General features: G+C 62.5%; 17 protein-coding genes and 2 tRNA genes. 6 read left to right on the plus strand and 13 right to left on the minus strand.

What is annotated here, in order from left to right:
- Positions 1-32: 32 nt before the first annotated feature.
- The 3 genes from ACYP01_RS25015 to leuC all read right to left on the minus strand — a co-directional run bounded on the left by ACYP01_RS25015 (position 33) and on the right by leuC (position 2,935).
- The gene (locus ACYP01_RS25015) at positions 33-719 is read right to left on the minus strand and encodes an HU family DNA-binding protein (protein ID WP_047271271.1); all 687 of its coding nucleotides are present in this window, start codon (positions 717-719) and stop codon (positions 33-35) included.
- Between the two features lie 157 nt (positions 720-876).
- Positions 877-1,485, minus strand: a complete 609-nt coding sequence (leuD, locus tag ACYP01_RS25020) for a 3-isopropylmalate dehydratase small subunit (RefSeq protein WP_003944724.1) — start codon at positions 1,483-1,485, stop codon at positions 877-879.
- A 28-nt stretch (positions 1,486-1,513) separates the two neighbouring features.
- The gene (gene leuC / locus ACYP01_RS25025; RefSeq protein ID WP_003944727.1) at positions 1,514-2,935 is read right to left on the minus strand and encodes a 3-isopropylmalate dehydratase large subunit; all 1,422 of its coding nucleotides are present in this window, start codon (positions 2,933-2,935) and stop codon (positions 1,514-1,516) included.
- A gap of 158 nt (positions 2,936-3,093) precedes the next feature.
- Here leuC and ACYP01_RS25030 point away from each other — a divergent pair, with 158 nt between their 5' ends.
- The 3 genes from ACYP01_RS25030 (at position 3,094) to ACYP01_RS25040 (ending at position 4,635) form a co-directional block, all read left to right on the plus strand.
- Positions 3,094-3,795, plus strand: coding sequence for an IclR family transcriptional regulator (locus ACYP01_RS25030; protein ID WP_007729342.1), 702 nt, complete (start codon positions 3,094-3,096; stop codon positions 3,793-3,795).
- A gap of 55 nt (positions 3,796-3,850) precedes the next feature.
- Positions 3,851-4,354 (plus strand): pyridoxamine 5'-phosphate oxidase family protein, encoded by a 504-nt coding sequence (locus tag ACYP01_RS25035; protein WP_003944740.1) that lies wholly within the window; start codon positions 3,851-3,853, stop codon positions 4,352-4,354.
- Between the two features lie 83 nt (positions 4,355-4,437).
- Positions 4,438-4,635 carry a DUF5302 domain-containing protein gene (locus ACYP01_RS25040; RefSeq protein ID WP_007729345.1) on the plus strand — a complete coding sequence of 66 codons (198 nt, stop codon included), beginning with the start codon at positions 4,438-4,440 and terminating at the stop codon, positions 4,633-4,635.
- 139 nt (positions 4,636-4,774) lie between these two features.
- Here ACYP01_RS25040 and ACYP01_RS25045 read toward each other — a convergent pair.
- The 10 genes from ACYP01_RS25045 to ACYP01_RS25090 all read right to left on the minus strand — a co-directional run bounded on the left by ACYP01_RS25045 (position 4,775) and on the right by ACYP01_RS25090 (position 15,556).
- Positions 4,775-4,847 (minus strand) — tRNA-Glu (locus tag ACYP01_RS25045).
- Between the two features lie 96 nt (positions 4,848-4,943).
- Positions 4,944-5,015, minus strand: a tRNA-Gln gene (locus ACYP01_RS25050).
- Between the two features lie 156 nt (positions 5,016-5,171).
- A complete protein-coding gene (gene gltX / locus ACYP01_RS25055; RefSeq protein ID WP_459682968.1) occupies positions 5,172-6,647 on the minus strand; it encodes a glutamate--tRNA ligase in 1,476 nt (491 codons plus the stop codon).
- Positions 6,648-6,720: 73 nt separating this feature from the next.
- The gene (locus tag ACYP01_RS25060) at positions 6,721-7,881 is read right to left on the minus strand and encodes an alkane 1-monooxygenase (protein ID WP_030535413.1); all 1,161 of its coding nucleotides are present in this window, start codon (positions 7,879-7,881) and stop codon (positions 6,721-6,723) included.
- 390 nt (positions 7,882-8,271) lie between these two features.
- On the minus strand, positions 8,272-9,045 hold the full coding sequence (locus ACYP01_RS25065) for a fumarylacetoacetate hydrolase family protein (protein ID WP_003944722.1): 774 nt from the start codon (positions 9,043-9,045) through the stop codon (positions 8,272-8,274).
- Positions 9,046-9,129: 84 nt separating this feature from the next.
- Positions 9,130-10,143, minus strand: coding sequence for a 3-isopropylmalate dehydrogenase (locus ACYP01_RS25070; RefSeq protein WP_003944691.1), 1,014 nt, complete (start codon positions 10,141-10,143; stop codon positions 9,130-9,132).
- Between the two features lie 74 nt (positions 10,144-10,217).
- A complete protein-coding gene (serA, locus tag ACYP01_RS25075) occupies positions 10,218-11,810 on the minus strand; it encodes a phosphoglycerate dehydrogenase (RefSeq protein WP_459682971.1) in 1,593 nt (530 codons plus the stop codon).
- Positions 11,811-12,060: 250 nt separating this feature from the next.
- Positions 12,061-13,062 carry a ketol-acid reductoisomerase gene (gene ilvC, locus ACYP01_RS25080; protein ID WP_459683053.1) on the minus strand — a complete coding sequence of 334 codons (1,002 nt, stop codon included), beginning with the start codon at positions 13,060-13,062 and terminating at the stop codon, positions 12,061-12,063.
- 53 nt (positions 13,063-13,115) lie between these two features.
- Entirely contained in the window at positions 13,116-13,619 is a 504-nt protein-coding gene (gene ilvN / locus ACYP01_RS25085) for an acetolactate synthase small subunit (RefSeq protein ID WP_003944718.1), read from the minus strand.
- Positions 13,616-15,556 (minus strand): acetolactate synthase large subunit, encoded by a 1,941-nt coding sequence (locus ACYP01_RS25090; protein WP_030535411.1) that lies wholly within the window; start codon positions 15,554-15,556, stop codon positions 13,616-13,618. The genes ilvN and ACYP01_RS25090 overlap by 4 nt, the downstream gene beginning before the upstream one ends.
- Positions 15,557-15,822: 266 nt before the next feature.
- On the opposite strand from ACYP01_RS25090, the gene ACYP01_RS25095 reads away from it, so the two are divergent.
- The 3 genes from ACYP01_RS25095 to ACYP01_RS25105 all read left to right on the plus strand — a co-directional run bounded on the left by ACYP01_RS25095 (position 15,823) and on the right by ACYP01_RS25105 (position 20,562).
- Positions 15,823-16,344 carry a PH domain-containing protein gene (locus ACYP01_RS25095; protein WP_037131685.1) on the plus strand — a complete coding sequence of 174 codons (522 nt, stop codon included), beginning with the start codon at positions 15,823-15,825 and terminating at the stop codon, positions 16,342-16,344.
- 72 nt (positions 16,345-16,416) lie between these two features.
- A complete protein-coding gene (ilvD, locus tag ACYP01_RS25100) occupies positions 16,417-18,258 on the plus strand; it encodes a dihydroxy-acid dehydratase (protein WP_007729361.1) in 1,842 nt (613 codons plus the stop codon).
- Between the two features lie 768 nt (positions 18,259-19,026).
- A complete protein-coding gene (locus tag ACYP01_RS25105) occupies positions 19,027-20,562 on the plus strand; it encodes an amino acid permease (RefSeq protein WP_003944693.1) in 1,536 nt (511 codons plus the stop codon).
- Positions 20,563-20,616 lie beyond the last annotated feature (54 nt).

The raw sequence follows: 20,616 nt of genomic DNA on the forward strand, positions 1-20,616 counted from the left end.
CTTACGGCATCGGGTTTTTCACCCGAACGCGACTACTTTGCGCGCTTGGCCGGAGCCTTCTTGGCCGGAGCCTTCTTGGCTGCGGTCTTGGCGGGGGCCTTCTTGGCCGGAGCCTTCTTGGCCGGAGCCTTGGCTGCGGTCTTGGCCGGAGCCTTCTTGGCGGGAGCCTTGGTGGCAACCGTCTTCTTGGCTGCGGTCTTGGCCGGAGCCTTCTTGGCGGGAGCCTTGGTGGCAACCGTCTTCTTGGCTGCGGTCTTGGCCGGAGCCTTCTTGGCGGGAGCCTTCGCGGCAACCGTCTTCTTGGCTGCGGTCTTGGCCGGAGCCTTCTTGGCCGGAGCCTTCTTGGCTGCGGTCTTCTTGGCAGCAGCCTTCTTGGCTGCAGCCTTGGTGGCCGGTGCTGCTACGCCACGCTTGACTGCCGGGCCGGTGGCCGGAAGCTTCTGTCCACCAGCGATAACAGCCTTGAACTGCGCACCCGGACGGAAAGCCGGAACCGACGTCGGCTTGACCTTGACGGTCTCGCCCGTACGCGGGTTGCGTGCAACACGTGCTGCACGACGACGCTGCTCGAAGACTCCGAAGCCGGTGATGGTCACGCTCTCGCCACGGTGGACGGCGCGGACGATGGTGTCCACGACGTGCTCCACTGCGTCGGTCGCTGTGCGCCTGTCCGAACCCAGCTTTTCAGTCAGAACATCGATGAGCTCTGCCTTGTTCATTGAAATTCCTCCGCTAATTGTGGTCCACCGTCGGACCGACTGAGAACCACGGTAAACCTGATAACGGCAAGAGTCTATGTGCCACGCCAATTCTCATTCAACGTGACTGCGAAATGGTGACCTATTTCTCTTCCCGCGCGGAGTTGCGGATTTCGGTTCAGCCCTGCGAAATTCGGGCTGGAAGGGTAGTCGGTTTCCATGAAGGCCTTGACTTTTCGAACTCGGAAATCGCGTCTACCTGCCGCAATGTCAGTCCGATGTCGTCGAGACCCTCCAGCAGACGCCACCGTGTGTAGTCGTCAATATTGAACGGCACCACCGTAGTTCCGGCGCTGACGGTCCGATTCTCGAGATCTACTGTCAATTCCAATCCGGGCTGCTCTTCGAGCAACTTCCAGAGCAATTCGACGTCGCTCTGCTCGACCTGTGCCGCTACGAGACCGGCTTTTCCGGCGTTTCCGCGGAAGATGTCGGCGAACCGGGAAGCAATGACGACCCGAAATCCGAAGTCGGAGAGAGCCCACACGGCATGCTCACGCGAAGAGCCCGTGCCGAAATCGGGACCGGCCACGAGGACACTTCCCTTGTCGTACGGAGCCAGATTGAGAATGAAGTTGGGGTCGGTACGCCAGCCTGCAAACAGCCCGTCCTCGAATCCGGTGCGCGTCACCCGTTTCAGGTACACGGCAGGGATGATCTGGTCGGTATCGACATTCGAGCGTCGCAGCGGGACGCCGATACCCTTGTGCGTGGTAAAGGATTCCATCGAAATTCTCCTCGAGATGGTAAGTGGGTCAGACCAGATCGGCCGGTGCCGAGAGCGTTCCGCGGACCGCCGTGGCAGCCGCGACGAGCGGGGAAACCAGATGGGTCCGGCCGCCTTTACCCTGTCGGCCTTCGAAATTCCGGTTGGACGTCGATGCCGAACGCTCGCCGGGAGCAAGCTGGTCAGGGTTCATTCCCAAGCACATCGAGCAACCGGCCTGGCGCCATTCAGCCCCTGCCGCTGTGAAGATTTCACCGAGACCTTCGCTCTCGGCTTGAGCCCGCACCCGCATCGAGCCGGGAACGATGAGCATCCGAACGCCCTCTGCCACATGGCGACCCTCGAGCACCTCCGCCACTGCGCGCAGGTCTTCGATGCGTCCGTTGGTGCACGAACCGACGAACACGGTGTCGACAGAAACATCCCGAAGCGGCATACCGGCGTCGAGACCCATGTAGGTGAGCGCCTTCTCGGCTGCCTGACGCTCGCTCTCGTCGACGATCAGTTCGGGATCAGGCACACGGTCGCCGAGCGGCGCACCCTGTCCCGGATTGGTTCCCCACGTGACGAAAGGCGTCAATGCGCTTGCGTCGATGTGAACCTCGTTGTCGAATTCCGCGCCCTCGTCGGTCTTGAGCAACTCCCACGCGGCGACGGCTTCGTCCCACTCTGCGCCGGACGGTGCATGCGGACGGCCCTTGATGAACTCGTAAGTGGTCTCGTCCGGTGCGATCATGCCCGCGCGGGCTCCGGCCTCGATCGACATGTTGCAGATGGTCATACGAGCTTCCATCGACAGTTTGCGAATGGCCTCGCCGCGGTACTCCAGTACGTAGCCCTGGCCGCCGCCGGTGCCGATCTTGGCGATGACTGCGAGGATCAAGTCCTTGCTCGTGACGCCGGGAGGCAGCTCGCCGTCGACCGTGATCGCCATGGTCTTGAAGGGGCGCAACGACAATGTCTGCGTTGCCATCACATGCTCGACCTCGCTGGTGCCGATTCCCATTGCGAGCGCACCGAATGCGCCGTGCGTCGACGTATGACTGTCGCCGCACACCACGGTGGTTCCGGGCTGCGTCAGGCCGAGCTGCGGTCCGACCACATGCACGATGCCTTGGTCGAGATCGCCCATGCGGTGCAAGCGAACTCCGAACTCCTCGCAATTTCGGCGCAAGGTGTCGACCTGAGTCTTGGACACAGGATCTGCGATCGGCTTGTCGATGTCGATCGTCGGAACGTTGTGGTCCTCGGTGGCGATCGTCAGGTCGGGACGGCGCAACTGGCGTCCCGCCAGGCGAAGTCCGTCGAATGCCTGGGGGCTCGTCACTTCGTGAACGAGGTGGAGATCGATGTAGATGAGGTCGGGATCCTGCCCCTCCCCTTTCACGACAACGTGGTCGTCCCACACCTTCTCGGCGAGAGTGCGTGCTTTCTGTGCCATGTCTTCCACCTCTGTACGTAGCCTCGCGTCGGCGGACTACGGGCTGGCCCGCCGCGCGTGAAGTAGGTCCCCAGCCTTCACAGCAGATGCAGACTGTCCCGAGGAAATGCGCTATCCCTCCAGGAAATGCGGTAGCATCCCACTATGCGAGAAACTGGTATCGACCTATGAGACAGCATAGCGGCATCGGCGTCCTGGACAAAGCAATGGGCGTGCTTCATGCAGTAGCTGAGGAACCGTGCAGCCTCACCGAACTCTGTGCACGAACCGGTTTGCCGCGCGCGACCGCCCATAGACTCGCCGTCGGCCTCGAAGTCCATCGACTCCTCACTCGCGACTCGGACGGTCAGTGGTGCCCAGGGCCCGGACTCGCCGAACTCGCTGCCACCGCTAATGATCCACTCATTGCTGCGGCCGGACTCATCCTCCCCCGCCTTCGCGAAATCACCGGCGAAAGCGTCCAGCTGTACCGTCGCGAAGGCACACAACGCATCTGCGTCGCGTCGATGGAACCACCGACCGGCCTGCGTGACACGGTGCTCGTCGGAGCCCGACTGCCGATGAACGCCGGATCCGGCGCCAAGGTCCTTCTCGCATGGGCAGATCCACAAACCCAACGGACCGTCCTCGCCGATGCGTCGTTCGGCGAACGAGTGCTCCTCGAGGTTCGCCGGCGCGGCTGGGCACAGAGCGCGGCCGAACGTGAGCCCGGTGTCGCCAGCGTCGCGGCTCCCGTCCGAGACTCGGCAGGCGCTGTCATTGCCGCGATTTCGGTCTCCGGCCCCATCGATCGGATGGGTAGACGACCGGGAGCCCGCTGGGCGGCGGACCTTCTCGCAGCTGCCGAAGCGCTCCACAAGCGTCTGTAATTCGTGACACAGTAAGGCCTTCAGATCCTCGAGCACGTAGGAGTACGACGCGACCATGGCAGGAAAGCAGCGTAGTCAGATCACGATGACCGAGGCCGAAATCTCGAGCTTCGTCGAAAAGAGCCGTACGGCAACGATGGCGACGTTGAGCGCCGACGGAATGCCTCACCTGATCGCGATGTGGTTCGCGATAGTCGACGGCGAAATCTGGTTCGAGACCAAAGCCAAGTCGCAGAAGGCCGTCAATCTTCGCCGGGACGCCCGAATGTCCGTCCTGATCGAAGACGGTCAGACGTACGACACGCTCCGAGGAGTCTCGATGGAGGGTACCGGGGTCATCGTCGAAGATCCGGAAGCCCTCTTCGCTGTGGGAATCAGCGTCTGGGAGCGGTACACGGGCCCGTACACCGACGATCTCCGCCCGGCCGTCGACGCGATGCTCCACAAGCGCGTCGCGGTACGGTTCGTTCCCGATCGAACTCGTTCGTGGGATCACCGCAAGCTCGGGATGCCTGCGATGCCTCTTTCCGGCTCTACCGCACCGCCGCCGCAGCCCTGAGATTCGTGAGCGGAAAAATCACGAGCAATCGAATTCGGGCCGGCGTAGTTTCACCAACAGGCCCAACAACAAGGAGTGAGCATATGAGCGATCTCGACAGCAACACCCCGTCCGAACCCGAATCCCAATCGGAGGAAACCAAACGAAAGTTCCGTGAGGCCCTCGAACGGAAGAATCATCAGAACGCCAAATCGACCGACCATCGCGACGGACAGTCCAAGGTCCACAACACGCATGGCCCCGCCGATCACAAGCGAGAGTTCCGCCGTAAGAGCGGATAACCGATCGCGGACAACAGAGTGAGATGACGATCACCCCCAGTCGAATTCGACTGGGGGTGATCGTTTTTCGCATCGCCGGAAACATTTCCCGCACATACGAAAAGACCCCCCGATCAATGATCGGAGGGTCTTTCCTTTGTAGCCCCGACGGGATTCGAACCCGCGCTACCGCCTTGAGAGGGCGGCGTCCTAGGCCGCTAGACGACGGGGCCAGGACACGCTTTTAAACGTGGTATTTCAGTCTTGCTCTTGGATGCTCAGCAAGCTTAGCTTGTCTGAGTCCGGCCACAAAATCGACCGGATTTCCGCTGGGGTACCAGGACTCGAACCTAGAATGGCGGTACCAGAAACCGCTGTGTTGCCAATTACACCATACCCCAAGGTCTTGCTCACCAGCCTTGCTCGATCCGCTTCGCTGTTGTGCTCGGCGGCTCGTCTCCGGCCGAAAAGAAGATTACCAGTACCCCTGCCCCAAATACCAAATCGTATGGTCACAGGAGGTTTTTGCTTCATTTTCGGCCGGAAGACCGTCCGATCTAGGCGGTTACCGCTGCCCTACCGGCGCGCAACCGAGCGAGCGAGACCTCACGACCGAGCAATTCCATCGACTCGTACAGCGGAGGGCTGATGTGAGAGCCCGTGATCGCGACCCGAACCGGAGCGAAGGCCTTACGCGGTTTGAGCTCCAGATCCTCGATGAGGGCCTTCTTGAGTGCTTCCTCGATACTGGCCGCCGACCACTCTGAGATGGCATCGAGCGCCGCAAGAGACGCGTCCAGAACCGGACCGGCATCTTCCTTCAAGTTCTTTGCCGTCGCGGCCGGATCGAGAGCAAACGACGCCTCGTCGACGAACAGGAATTTCAGCAGATCCCACGCGTCGGACAGGACGACGATGCGCGTCTGCACGAGGTCCGCCGCAACAGTGAACGTCGCTTCGTCGACGTCGGCGCCGATGTGTCCGTGCTCAACCAGGAACGACTTCAGACGACCGGCGAAGTCGGCCGGCTCGAGCAGACGAATGTGCTCGGCATTGATCGCGTCGGCCTTCTTCTGGTCGAAGCGGGCAGGATTGGAGTTGACCTTGGAGACGTCGAAGGCCGCAACCATATCGTCGAGCGAGAAGACATCGTGATCGTCGGCGATGCTCCACCCGAGCAGAGCCAGGTAGTTCAGCAATCCCTCGGGAATGAAGCCCCGATCGCGGTGGATGAAGAGGTTGGACTCGGGATCGCGCTTGGAAAGCTTCTTGTTGCCCTGACCCATCACGAAAGGCAAGTGCCCGAACGACGGTGTGAAATCGGCGACACCGATACGAATCAATGCCTCGTACAACGCGAGCTGACGCGGAGTCGAGGACAGCAGATCTTCGCCGCGCAGTACATGGGTGATCTTCATCAACGCGTCGTCGACCGGGTTGACCAAGGTGTACAGCGGAATGCCGTTGCCGCGAGTCAGCGCGAAGTCCGGAACGGTGCCTGCCTTGAACGTGGTCTCGCCCCGCACCAGGTCGTTCCAGGTCAGATCATGATCGGGCATCCGGAGGCGAACGACGGGCTTGCGCCCCTCGGCGATGTAGGCAGCGCGCTGCTCGTCGCTGAGCTCGCGATCGAAGTTGTCGTATCCGAGCTTCGGATCGCGTCCGGCCGCCTTGTGTCGCGCTTCGACCTCCTCGTTCGTCGAGTAGGACTCGTAGGCCTCGCCCGCGGCCAGCAACTTGGCAACAACGTCGAGATGCAGGTCGCGACGCTCGGACTGGCGATACGGTGCGTGCGGCCCACCGACCTCCGGGCCTTCGTCCCAATTGAGCCCCAACCAGCGGAGGGCGTCGAGGATGGCCTGGTAGGACTCTTCACTGTCGCGCTGCGCATCGGTGTCTTCGATACGGAACACGAATGTGCCGCCGTGGTGTCGTGCGAATGCCCAGTTGAACAAGGCGGTGCGCACCAAACCCACGTGCGGGGTTCCGGTGGGTGACGGACAGAAACGGACGCGTACTTCGCTGTTGGTCATGGCTCACTTGGCTCGGCGATGATGGATGGTCGTACTACAGGTTAGTCCGGCAGCCCTTCCTCCATCCGGCCGATCACTTACCCGGCAGGACGTTGATGCGTGTCATGTCGCCGTCGTAGTAGGCCAGCAGTCGCTTGTCCATGACCTTTCGCCACAGCGGCGGCACCCACGCGCAGACGATCATGACTGCGTAACCCGCTGGAAGTTGCGGCGCTTCGGCCGCACTTCGCAGGCTCTGGTACCGCAGACGCGGATTCGCGTGATGGTCGCTGTGACGCTGAAGTTGATAGAGGAACAGATTGCTGACGACGTGGTCGCTGTTCCAGCTGTCCTCGGGCGAGCACCGGACGTACGAGCCGTCAGGCCGCTTCGCACGTAGCAAGCCGTAGTGCTCGAGATAGTTGGCGGTCTCGAGGAACGTGAAGCCTGCAATTGCCTGAACGGCGAGCCACGGCGCAATTTCCCAGCCGAACGCGGCGATCAGACTGCCGAACAGAACCACACTCATCGCCCACGCGTTCAGGATGTTGTTGCGGTAACTCCACGTCCGTCTCCCCTGACGCCTCAGACGAGCGCTTTCGATCCGCCATCCCGAGCGCAGGCCGCCGATGACGCTGCGAGGCAAGAAGAACCAGAAGTTTTCCTTGTACCGCGAGCTGGCCGGATCCTCCGGCGTCGCGACGCGGACGTGATGACCATGGTTGTGTTCGACGTAGAAATGGCCGTAGAAGGACTGCGCGAGCGCTACTTTCGCGAGCCACTTCTCGAGCTTCTCACTCTTGTGCCCCAATTCATGCGCCGCGTTGATCCCCACACCGGCAACCACGCCGGCAGTCATCGCGAGCGCGAACTTCTCCCCCGCCGCCATCGGCGCGTTCACCCAACACCACGCGACGAACACCAGCCCGACGTATTGGAGGGGCAGGAACAAGTACGTGCACCAGCGGTAGAAACGATCCTCTTGCAATTCAGGGATCGCTTCGTCCGGTGGGCTGTTACCGTCCTCGCCCGCCAGGAGATCGATCAGGGGAATGACGATGACGATCAGCCACGCCCCGATGGCCCAGAAGAGCCCGAGACTGAATTTGTCGACCAGGAACCACGCAGCGAACGGGCTGAGAGGAACCAGCAAACCCAGTGGCCACAGGTAGCGCTTCTTGTCTCGCCACACCGGCCGCTGCCCGTTCCGCGCTTGCCCTGCCGCTGTCCGGGAGGCTTCCGCGAAGGTCGTCATGTATCACCACGTTTCTGCGCAATCCACTCGATTGCCCCATCGGCTTCTATCCAGTTATCGGTCACCCTACTGCTCAGCGTTACATTTCAGGGAATTTGGTCTGTTACGGGCCGCGACAGCAAACCGTATGGCGAACTCTCCCAACCTGGCCAAATCCGACATAACGCCAGGAGGATCAGAGGCGAAGCTTCGCCTGGGTCATGAAACCCGCAGGTCAGTCCCGGAGCCTGATTTCTTCGAGTCGGTTGGCAATCCCGATCAATCCACTGGCGATAGTTACCATCTTGCAACTTTTCTGCGACAGACACCTCTCGACCTCACACCACGACGGAGGCCCCATCCGGTTGGATGGGGCCTCCGTAGTCGCGTGACTGAACGAACCGGGTCAGATCAGCTCTTGGCGGTCACCGGGTTCGTGAGCGTGCCGATCCCCGAGACCGTGACCGACACGGAATCGCCGTCGACGATCGGGCCTACTCCGGCGGGGGTGCCGGTGAGGATGACGTCGCCAGGCAAGAGAGTCATCACCGCCGAGATCCACTCGATGATCTTCGGAATGTCGTGGAGGAGAAAAGCCGTGCTGCTGTCCTGCTTGACCTGGCCGTTCACCTCGGTCTTGATATCGACGTCGGACGCATCCAGACTGGTTTCGATCCAGGGGCCGAGTGGGCAGAAAGTGTCGTGGCCCTTCGCGCGCGTCCACTGCCCGTCGTGACGCTGATGATCTCGCGCCGACACGTCGTTGGCGATCGTGTAACCGAGGACCACGCTCAACGCCTTCGCCGCCGGAACGTCCTTGCACGGTTGACCGATGACGACCGCGAGTTCACCCTCGAAGTGCACCTCGTTCGAGGTGGGAGGCAAGACGATCGGGGCACCCGGGCCAACTATGGACGTGTTTGGCTTGAGGAAGATCACGGGGTCCGCGGGAGCCTCTCCGCCCATCTCCGCGATGTGATCTGCATAATTCTTGCCGATGCAGATCACCTTGCTGGCGAGAATCGGAGCCAGCAGACGAACATCGGCGAGCGGCCAACTTCGGCCGGTAAATGTGGGGTTCCCGAACGGGTGCTCCGCAATTTCCTTGGCGACGAGGGCATCCTCTTCACCTTCGATACTGACGAACGCAACACCATCGGGACTGGCAATTCGACCAAGACGCATGCCGGCCAGTCTATCGGGGTGCCGGAAACGACTGACGCGCGCAAGCCGAAAGGCTTACGCGCGTCAGTCTCGTGAAAGAATTCCTTACAGCGCTGCAGTGATCCGGTCGCCGATCTCCGTTGTGGAGATGGGACCTTCGCCGCGGGTAGCCAGGTCGGCAGCGACCACAGCCTCGACCCGAGCGGCGTCGTCCTCGCGTCCGAGATGGCGAAGAAGCAGTGCGGCCGAGAGGATCGCGGCGGTGGGATCAGCGATTCCCTTGCCGGCGATGTCCGGAGCACTGCCGTGAACGGGCTCGAACATCGACGGGTTGGTACCCGAGGCATCGATGTTTCCGCTTGCGGCCAAACCGATGCCACCGGTTACGGCGCCGGCGAGGTCGGTGATGATGTCACCGAAGAGGTTGTCCGTGACGATCACGTCGAAGCGCGACGGGTCGGTGACCATGTAGATCGTGGCCGCGTCGATGTGGCAGTACGCGGTTTCGACGTCCGGGAACTCGGCACCGACGGTCTCGATTGCACGCGTCCAGATTGCGCCCGCGTTGGAGAGCACGTTGGTCTTGTGAATCAAGGTGAGGTGCTTGGACCGGGTCTGCGCCAAGGCAAATGCGTAACGCACCACGCGCTCGGCACCGAACCAGGTATTGATCGACACCTCGGTTGCGATCTCGTGATCGGTGCCGACGCGGATCGCTCCACCGTTTCCGGTGTACGGACCCTCGGTGCCTTCACGAACCACGACGAAGTCGATCTCCGGCTGGGCCGCCAACGGCGACAGCGCACCCGGATACAGCTGTGCGGGGCGAAGATTCACGTGATGATCGAGCTGGAAGCGCATGTTCAGCAGCAGACCACGCTCGAGGATGCCGGGTGCGACGATCCGCGGATCACCGATGGCGCCCAACAGAATTGCGTCGTGCTGACGAATCTGGTCCAGCTCGTCCGCCGGGAGCAACTCGCCGGTGGCGTTGTAGCGACGGGCACCGAGATCGTATTCGGTGGTTTCCAGATCCGGAACCAACTTGCCGAGCACCTTGAGCGCCTCGGCAGTGACCTCGACGCCGATTCCGTCACCCGGAATGACCGCAAGCTTCATGGAGTCCTCATCTCAGTAGAACTGTGCGCCTTTATCAACCGCGGGCGGTTGATAAAGGCGCACAGCAAAAACAATCAGGAAAGGTCGACCTGGGCGACGCGAGCGTCGAGCTGCGAGACGATTGCCTCGACCTCGGCGTCACCGACGACGCGATCGACGCGCAAGATGACAGTTGCGCCTTCGCCTTCGGCATCCTGGCTCAGTGCTGCTGCGAGGATGTCGACGCCCGCGTTTCCGAGGACGGTGCCGAGGACACCGAGAACGCCCGGACGATCGCTGTAGTGAACGACGATGTTGTGGCCCTCGGCGCGCAGGTCGAAGCTGCGTCCGTTGATGTTGACGATCTTCTCGACCTGCTGCAGACCGGTGAGTGCGCCCGTGACCGACGTGACCGTGCCGTCGGCGGCAACTGCACGCACCTCGACCGCGCTGCGGTGAGCAAGAGCCTCGGAGTGCTTCTCGACCGACACGGTCACGCCGCGCTGCTCGGCCAGTGCCGGAGCGTTGACGAACGTGACGGCCTCATCGCTGCTGGCGGAGAACACGCCGCGCAGTGCAGCCAGTCCGAGGATGTCGACGGTTTCGGCAGACAGCTCGCCGGTGGCGACAACCTGCACGGTCTGCACAGCTTCGGGCGACAACGTCGCAGCAAGGAGACCGAGCTTGCGGACGAGCTCGAGCCACGGAGCAACTTCTTCGCCCACGGGGCCGCCGGAGACGTTGACAGCCTCGGGAACGAATTCGCCTGCCAGCGCGAGGAGAACACTCTTGGCCACGTCGATGCCTGCGCGGTCCTGAGCCTCGGACGTCGATGCTCCGAGGTGCGGGGTGACAACGACGTTGTCGAGCTCGAAAAGCTTGGAATCGGTGCACGGCTCGGTGCTGAACACGTCGAGACCGGCGCCTCGGACCTTGCCGGAGACGAGTGCGTCGTAGAGCGCATCTTCGTCGATCAGACCACCGCGAGCGGCGTTGACGATGATGACGCCGTTTTTGGCCTTGGCGAGGCGCTCGGCGTTGATCAGGCCGGCCGTTTCCTTGGTCTTGGGCAGGTGCACGGAGATGAAGTCGGCGCGCTCGACGAGCTCGTCGATGGTGACCAGTTCGATGCCGAGCTGCGCTGCGCGCGCTGCGGGCAGGTAGGGGTCGTACGCGATGATCGTGGTCTCGAACGCAGCGAGACGCTGCGCGAAGAGCTGGCCGATGCGGCCGAGTCCGACGACACCGACGGTCTTGCCGAGGATCTCGACACCGTTGAACTTGCTTCGCTTCCAGGTGTTCTCACGCAGAGTCTTGTCTGCTGCGGGAATCTGGCGAGCGGTCGACATGAGGAGCGCGACAGCGTGCTCGGCAGCGGAATGAATGTTGGAGGTCGGTGCGTTGACGACCATCACGCCGCGCTCGGTGGCTGCGGGGATCTCGACGTTGTCCAGGCCGACACCGGCGCGGCCGATGATCTTCAGCTTGGTGCCGGCAGCCAGAACCTCGGCGTCGACGGTGGTGGCGGAACGGACGAGAATCGCGTCGGCCTCGGGTACCGCGGCGAGCAGCGCCGGGCGGTCGGGTCCGTCGACCCAACGCACCTCCACACCGTCACCGAGCGCCTCGACTGTGGACGGCGCGAGCTTGTCGGCGATCAGAACAACGGGACGGCCAGGCTGGCTCACGTGCAAACTCCCTGATTAGGTGGGTGTGAAGGTGGTTTAACCACCGATAGTTTAGTGCGCGCTCACTTGGAATCCACAACGCGGTAGGCAATACCACATAGTGGACACTTTCGCGGGCAAATTCTCGATGGAATATGAATCCGGACTCAGACGACCCGGAAACCGACTCCGGCCCAATGCCGCGCTGGTTCAACGTAATTGAACCGGCGCGGCATCAGGCCAGTGGAGACGTGGAGCGTGAAACTGCGAATTACGCGGTTTCGGTGATCGGACGATCGACCCAGCTCATCAGGTCGCGCAGCTTCTTGCCGGTGACCTCGATGGGGTGCTCGGCGTTGGCCTTGCGCAGGCCCTCGAGCTCGGTGTTGCCGTTCTCGACGTTGGCAACCAGACGACGGGTGAACTCGCCGGACTGGATGTCGGCCAGGATCGCCTTCATGCGCTCCTTGGTGTCGGCGTCGATGACGCGCGGGCCGGAGAGGTATCCACCGAACTCAGCGGTGTCGGACACCGAGTAGTTCATGCGGGCGATGCCACCCTCGTACATGAGGTCGACGATGAGCTTGAGCTCGTGCAGAACCTCGAAGTACGCCATCTCGGGTGCGTAGCCGGCCTCGACCATGACCTCGAAACCGGTCTTGACCAGTTCCTCGGTGCCGCCGCAGAGCACGGCCTGCTCGCCGAAGAGGTCCGTCTCGGTCTCTTCCTTGAACGTGGTCTTGATGACGCCTGCGCGGGTTCCGCCGATGCCCTTGGCGTAGGACAGAGCGAGAGCCTGTCCTTCACCCTTGGGATCCTGGTCGATGGCGATGAGCGCGGGAACGCCCTTGCCGTCGACGAACTGACGACGCACCAGGTGGCCGGGTCCCTTGGGGGCGACCATGCCGACGGTGACGAACTCCGGAGCCTTGATCAGGTCGAAGTGAATGTTCAGGCCGTGACCGAAGAACAGCGCGTCGCCGTCCTTGAGGTTCGGCTCGATGTCATTGGTGAAAATGCTCGACTGAGCGGTGTCAGGTGCGAGCACCATGATGACGTCGGCCCACTCGGAAACCTCTGCCGGCGTACCGACCGTCAGCCCCTGCTCTTCAGCCTTCTCACGCGACTTCGAGCCTTCCTTGAGGCCGATGCGCACATCGACGCCCGAGTCACGCAGGCTCAGCGAATGGGCGTGGCCCTGGCTTCCGTAGCCGATCACAGCAACCTTGCGGCCCTGAATGATCGACAGATCGGCATCGTCGTCGTAGAACATCTCGACTGCCACAGTTCTCAACCTCTCCTTGGATTTTTACGTGTCTAAAAGTACTAGCGGGTGGCCGTGATCGACTTCGGCCCTCGACCGACTGCCACGACCCCGGACTGAACGATCTCCCGGATACCGTACGGATCAAGCATCCGCAGCAGTGCATCCAGCTTGGACCGAGTACCGGTCGCCTCGATGGTGACGGACTCCGGGGAGACGTCGATCACCTTGGCGCGGAACAGGTTCACCGTTTCGATGACCTGCGTGCGCACGCTTGCATCAGCGCGCACCTTGATGAGCACGAGCTCGCGAGCGACGGATGCTTCACCGTCCTGCTCGACGATCTTGATGACGTTGATCAGCTTGTTGAGCTGCTTCGTCACCTGCTCGAGAGGGAACTCGTCGACCGTGACGACGATGGTCATACGTGAGATCTCGGGGATCTCGGTTCCGCCCACCGCAAGGGATTCGATGTTGAATCCGCGGCGGGAGAAGAGTGCGGAGACGCGAGCCAGCACGCCTGGCTTGTCCTCGACGAGAACACTGAGGGTGTGACTGGTGCTCACTTCTGATCCTCCCCTGTGCCCGCGGCGGGTCCGGCTTGCTCGCGTGACATGGCTTCGTGGATGACGGCGGGCTCGGCAACTGCCTCGTCGTCGTCGAACAGCGGCCGGATGCCCCGGGCCGCCATGATTTCGTCGTTGCTCGTTCCGGCAGCGACCATCGGCCACACCTGTGCGTCGGCGGTGACGATGAAGTCGATCACGACAGGCTTGTCGTTGATGGACTGCGCCTCACGGATCGCAGCCTCGACATCTTCTTCACGCTCGACACGAATTCCGTGGCAGCCCAATGCTTCTGCGAGCTTCACGAAGTCCGGGATGCGGATGGCGCCGTGCGTTCCGAGGTTGGTGTTGGAGTAGCGCTCTTCGTAGAAGAGTGTCTGCCACTGACGCACCATGCCGAGGTTGCCGTTGTTGATGAGGGCAACCTTGATCGGGATACCTTCGAGGGCACAGGTTGCGAGTTCCTGATTGGTCATCTGGAAGCAGCCGTCGCCGTCGATCGCCCACACCTCGGTGTCGGGCATGCCCATCTTGGCACCCATGGCTGCGGGAACCGCGTACCCCATGGTGCCGAGTCCGCCCGAGTTGAGCCACGTGCGCGGCTTCTCGTAACCGACGAACTGCGCGGCCCACATCTGGTGCTGGCCGACGCCGGCGCAGTAGATGGCATCCGGTCCGGCGAGCTTGCCGACGGTCTGGATCACGTACTCCGGGCTCAGCTGACCGTCGGTGGGACGGTCGTAGCTCAGCGGGTACGTACGACGGATGTCGTTCAGGTATGCCCACCACTCGGTGAGGTCGAACGTGGTGCCCGTGGCCATGTCGGCACGGATCGCCTCGATGAGTTCGGTGATGACCTCTTTGCAGTCGCCCACGATCGGGACGTCCGCGTAGCGGTTCTTGCCGATCTCGGCCGGGTCGATGTCGGCATGGATGACCTTGGCGTCGGGCGCGAAGGAATTCAACTGACCGGTGACGCGGTCGTCGAAACGCGCACCGAGGGTGATCAGTAGATCGCTACGCTGCAGAGCGGCGACTGCGGCAACGGTGCCGTGCATTCCCGGCATACCGCAGTTGAGGTCGTGGCTGTCCGGGAACGCGCCGCGGGCCATCAGCGTGGTGACGACGGGGATACCGGTCAGCTCGGCCAATTCGAGCAGTTCCGGCGAGGAGTCGGACTTGATGACGCCGCCACCGACGTACAGAACCGGCGACTTGGCGTCGGCGATCAGACGTGCAGCTTCACGAACCTGCTTGCCGTGCGGCTTGGTCACCGGGCGGTAGCCCGGCAGACGCATCTCCGGCGGCCACGAGAACGTGGTCTGCGACTGCAGGATGTCCTTGGGGATATCGACCAGGACGGCGCCGGGGCGACCGCTGGCCGCGAGGTAGAAGGCCTCGGCCATGATGCGCGGGATGTCGATCGCGTCGGTGATCAGGAAGTTGTGCTTGGTGACCGGCATCGTGATGCCTGAGATGTCGGCTTCCTGGAAGCCGTCGGTACCGATCAGCGAGCGCGCCACCTGCCCGGTGATCGCGACGATCGGAACGGAGTCCATCTGCGCGTCGGCCAGCGGCGTGACCAGGTTGGTCGCACCGGGACCCGAGGTGGCCATGCAGACGCCGACCTTGCCGGTCGCCTGGGCGTAACCGGTGGCAGCGTGGCCTGCACCCTGCTCGTGGCGCACGAGCACGTGGCGGACCTTGACCGAATCGAAGAGTGGGTCGTAAACCGGGAGCACGGCACCGCCGGGAATGCCGAATACCGTGTCGACCTCGAGCTCTTCGAGGGCTCGAACCACAGACTGCGCGCCGGTTACCCGCTCAGGCGGGAGCTGGCGACGGTTGGCCGTCTGGGTTGCGGCAGCCGCGGTTGTCGGGCTCGGTGTCCCTGACTTGCGCGGCGTAGGTTGAGGCCGTGCTGTTGGTGCGCTCACTGGGAAATCCTCTGATTCTGGCTCCGGGCAACAAAAAACCCCCGTCAGCATCTGCTGAGCGAGGGTGGCGCGTCGTTATCTGGTGAGTTGAAAAATCGACTCAGGCGACGACGCGCCGGCCGATTACGAGCAACTCATTCTGTTTCACGCACTCGACAGTAGAGGCGCTAGTCGCGAACGGCAAACTTGGTGAGTCGACCGTCCCAGAATCTGAGATACATCGGCTGCAATGCGAAGATGTAGAGGTGTCAACTTCGCAGCAGCCCGTGCCACCGGCTCAATCATCCCACACGCCGAAACCACTTCGGCACGTCATCCGCATTTCGCAGCTCGCTTACATGGCGTGCGCGTTCCTTCTGTTCGCGGTCAGCTTCCCGATCTTCGGGTGGCCCGTCGCCTTCAGCTGGTTGCTGATCCTTCCGATCATCGCCGTCTATCTCGTCGCGCGACTGCGCACCACCGTCAGCCCTGACGGCCTCGAGGTCCGCTCGACGTTCTCCAAGCGCACCCTCGCCTGGGACGACGTCAAGGGTTTCCGCTTCCCGAAGCGGAGTTGGGCGCGCGCGGAACTCACCGACGGAACCGAGGTGACCCTGCCTGCGGTCAGCTTCGTCAGGCTTCCCGAGATCGCGATCGCCAGCGGCGGCCGCATCACCGATCCCTACGCATCTGCCGCAGAAGCCTTCGCCGCCAAGGAAGCCGAAGAGGAAGAAGCAGCTGCAGAAGCAGAAGCAGAATCCGAGCTCGCCGAGAACACACAGGACCAGCCCGAAGAGAAGCGCCCGTAGCACGCGAGTAGCGTTGAAAGGCCCTCGCTTCTATTTGAGTGGACCAGCAACGATCACATAAGGAACACGCCCATGCCCCCGTTGAGGTCACGCACCACCACCATCGGACGTAATGCTGCCGGAGCCCGATCCCTGTGGCGCGCCACAGGAATGACGGATTCCGACTTCGGAAAGCCGATCGTCGCCGTAGCGAACTCGTACACCCAGTTCGTACCCGGCCACGTGCATCTCAAGAACGTGGGCGAGATCGTTGCCGAGGCCATCAGTGCGGCCGGCGGCGTCGCTCGTGAGTTCCACACCATCGCAGTCGACGACGGCATCGCAATGGGCCACGGCGGAATGCTCTACTCGCTCCCGAGCCGCGAGATCATCGCCGACTCGGTCGAGTACATGGCAAACGCCCATACAGCCGACGCACTGGTGTGTATCTCCAACTGCGACAAGATCACTCCCGGCATGCTCAACGCTGCAATGCGTCTCAACATCCCGACCGTCTTCGTCTCCGGTGGTCCGATGGAGGCCGGTAAGGCAGTGGTCGTCGGCGGCGTGGCCCAAGCCCCCACCGACCTCATCACCGCGATCTCCGCCTCTGCCAACGATGCCGTGTCCGACGAGGGCCTCGACGAGGTCGAGCGCAGCGCGTGCCCGACATGCGGGTCCTGCTCCGGAATGTTCACCGCCAATTCCATGAACTGCCTGACGGAGGCCCTCGGCCTCGCATTGCCGGGCAACGGCTCCACGCTGGCAACTCACAAGGCTCGTCACGCACTCTTCTCTCGTGCGGGCACCACTGTGGTCGAGGCTGCCCTCAAGTACTACCGCGACGGCGACGAGTCGGTGCTGCCACGCAACATCGCGACCCCGGCAGCGTTCCGCAACGCGATGGCTCTCGACGTCGCCATGGGCGGTTCCACCAACACCGTCCTGCACACGCTGGCTGCGGCGCAGGAAGGCGAGGTCGACTTCGACCTCGACACCATCGACGCGATCAGCCGAAAGGTTCCGTGCCTGTCCAAGGTCTCTCCCAACTCGGACTACCACATGGAAGACGTCCACCGCGCCGGCGGAATCCCCGCCCTGCTCGGTGAGCTTCGCCGCGGCGGACTCCTCGAAACCGACGTGTCCACCGTGCACACCAAGAGCTTCGACCAGTGGCTCGACGACTGGGACATCCGCTCCGGCAAGGCAACCGACGAGGCAATCGAACTCTTCCACGCGGCTCCCGGCGGCGTGCGCACCATCGAACCGTTCTCCACGGACAACCGTTGGTCTGCCCTCGACACCGATGCGGCCGGCGGCTGTATCCGCGACGTCGAGAACGCCTACACCGTCGAAGGCGGCTTGGTTGTCCTGCGCGGCAACATCGCACTCGACGGCGCAATCCTCAAGACGGCCGGCATCGACGAGGAACTGTTTTCATTCCAGGGCCCGGCGCTCGTCGTCGAATCCCAAGAAGAAGCCGTCTCGGTCATCTTGCAGAAGAAGATCAAGGCCGGCGACGTTCTCGTCGTGCGTTACGAAGGCCCCAAGGGCGGCCCCGGCATGCAGGAAATGCTGCACCCCACTGCCTTCCTCAAGGGCGCAGGCCTCGGTAAGGAATGCGCACTGATCACCGACGGTCGTTTCTCGGGCGGAACTTCCGGGCTGTCCATCGGTCACATCTCCCCTGAGGCTGCTGCAGGCGGAATCATCGGTCTCGTCCAGAACGGCGATCAGGTTCGCATCGACGTCGCCTCGCGCACGCTCGAGATCCTGGTCGACGACGACGTCCTCGCCGAGCGACGCGCGAAGATGGAGGCCTCGGAGCGCCCGTGGCAGCCGGTCGATCGTCAGCGCACCGTGACGACAGCACTGCGCGCCTACGCCGCTCTGGCAACGTCCGCCGACAAGGGCGCGGTTCGCTACGTTCCGTAAGTTCTGCCACGAATCGAAAAAGATCCCCGGCCGCCTTTCGGCCGGGGATCTTTTCTGTAAGCGTGCGTGCGGCTCGAGACGCGCGTAGCCGATGTGACAGTCACACAAGGTTTTCGGGCAGTCGGACGTGCGGCAACCAACTCAGCTCCACGAGAATGCTCGCCAACGGGCCACGGCAGAGGGTCGACAGAGTCGGGTTCATGTCACCTCGGAGAAGAACGCGGGACCGACTGCGTCCGAACACGCCATACTTCCTCCGGTGTTGTATGAGCTTGAACCACAACCCAATCCGATCATCCCGTCGCCGACACACTCTGCCACGACGCGTGATCGACGCTCGACCGGAACCAGGTACGCGGTGGTCCTCTCGCCTGTCGCCCAGATACGGGTGAAATGGGACGTGCTGGTACAGCGACAGTGCAACTCATCGACAGCAAGACCGACCGACAGGTACCGAATAACCGGGCGACACGCGGAGCACCAACGGGACGATATGAGCTATCAGACATTTCAGACCGAATCGCGCGTCCGGCTCGTGAGCGAATTCACTTGGACGTAGGGTTCCAGACACCAGCTGATCAATTCAGATACATGAGGGGGGATGACTTTCAGTCAGGTGATCATTTCGGTCAGTTCGAGCGAGCTGACTTGCACACGGCGCTCACCAGTGGTTCCCTCATCAGGTCGCTGAGACGCACATCACAACGACGACAGTCAGCCACCGCCCGTCACCCACAAGGTCGACGGGAAACAACCAAGGAGCAATACATGCCCGGAGTCGGCATATGGCGCACCAAATCCGTCGAGCAATCGATCGCGGACACCGACGAGCCTGAGACAAAGCTCAAGAAGGAACTGACCGCGAAGGACCTCACGGTATTCGGAGTCGCCGTCGTCATCGGCGCAGGCATCTTCACGCTGACTGCTCGAACCGCAGGCAATGTCGCAGGACCCTCCATTTCACTGGCATTCGTTCTCGCTGCCATCGCCTGTGGCCTCGCCGCGCTGTGTTACGCGGAGTTCGCCTCCACCGTCCCCGTCGCAGGCAGCGCATACACGTTCTCCTACGCCACGTTCGGGGAGTTCGCCGCCTGGATCATCGGCTGGGACCTCATTCTCGAGTTCGCTCTCGCCTCCGCCGTCGTCGGCAAGGGCTGGTCGCTGTACCTCGGCAACGTCATCGGGGCCAGCGGAAGCACCACCGCCCACATCGGGTCGATCAGCTTCGACTGGGGCGCTCTGCTCATCATCGGCGCGATCACGCTGATCCTCGCGATCGGCACCAAGGTTTCCTCGCGAGTCTCCGCAATCATCACCGCTATCAAGATCGCAGTAGTCCTGCTCGTCATCGTCGTGGGCGCGTTCTACATCAAGAAGGAGAACTACTCCCCCTTCATCCCGCCGTCCGAAGGAACCGAGAGTTCTGCAAGCGGAATCCATCAGACCTTGTTCTCCTGGCTGACCGGCGCAGGCGGAAGTAGCTACGGCGCTTACGGATTGCTCGCAGCCGCCAGCCTCGTGTTCTTTGCCTTCATCGGTTTCGACGTCGTCGCCACCACCGCCGAGGAAACCAAGAACCCGCAGAAGTCGTTGCCGCGAGGAATCTTCGGCTCGCTCGCCATCGTCACGGTTCTCTACGTTGCCGTCACGCTCGTACTGACCGGCATGGTCAAGTACACCGAACTCAAGGACGGCAGTCCGTTGGTCGGCGATTCCAGCGCCACCCTCGCAACCGCATTCGAGGCCAACGGCATCGGTTGGGCACAAACCGCCATCAACTTCGGTGGCCTGGCCGGCCTCACGACAGTTGTCATGGTCATGATGCTCGGCCAGACCCGCGTCCTCTTCGCCATGTCCCGTGACGGCCTCATGCCGCGCAGCCTGGCCAAGACCAACGCCAAGGGCATCCCGATGCGCATCACGTTGATCGTCGGTGGCATCGTTGCCGTCCTGGCAGCGTTCTTCCCCATGGGCACGCTCGAAGAGATGGTCAACATCGGAACGCTGTTCGCCTTCGTCCTGGTTTGTGTCGGTGTCATCGTCCTTCGCCGCACCCGCCCCGACCTGCCGCGCGGATTCCGCGTCCCGCTGGTGCCGTTCGTTCCGATCGTCGCCGTGCTCGCCTGCGGTTGGCTGATGCTCAACCTCTCGGTCGAGACCTGGATCCGGTTCCTCGTCTGGATGGCCATCGGTGTGCTCGTGTACTTCGCCTACGGTCACCGCAAGTCGGTCCTCGGTCGCAAGCTCAAGGACGGAACGGCCATCCCGTCCGCGAACGCCGACCCGGTACTCGTCAAGGACTGATCCTTCACAAACGAACCGCCGCTCTCCGATTCGGAGAGCGGCGGTTCGTTTTTT

It is taken from the genome of Rhodococcus sp. no. 34 (assembly GCF_054589475.1).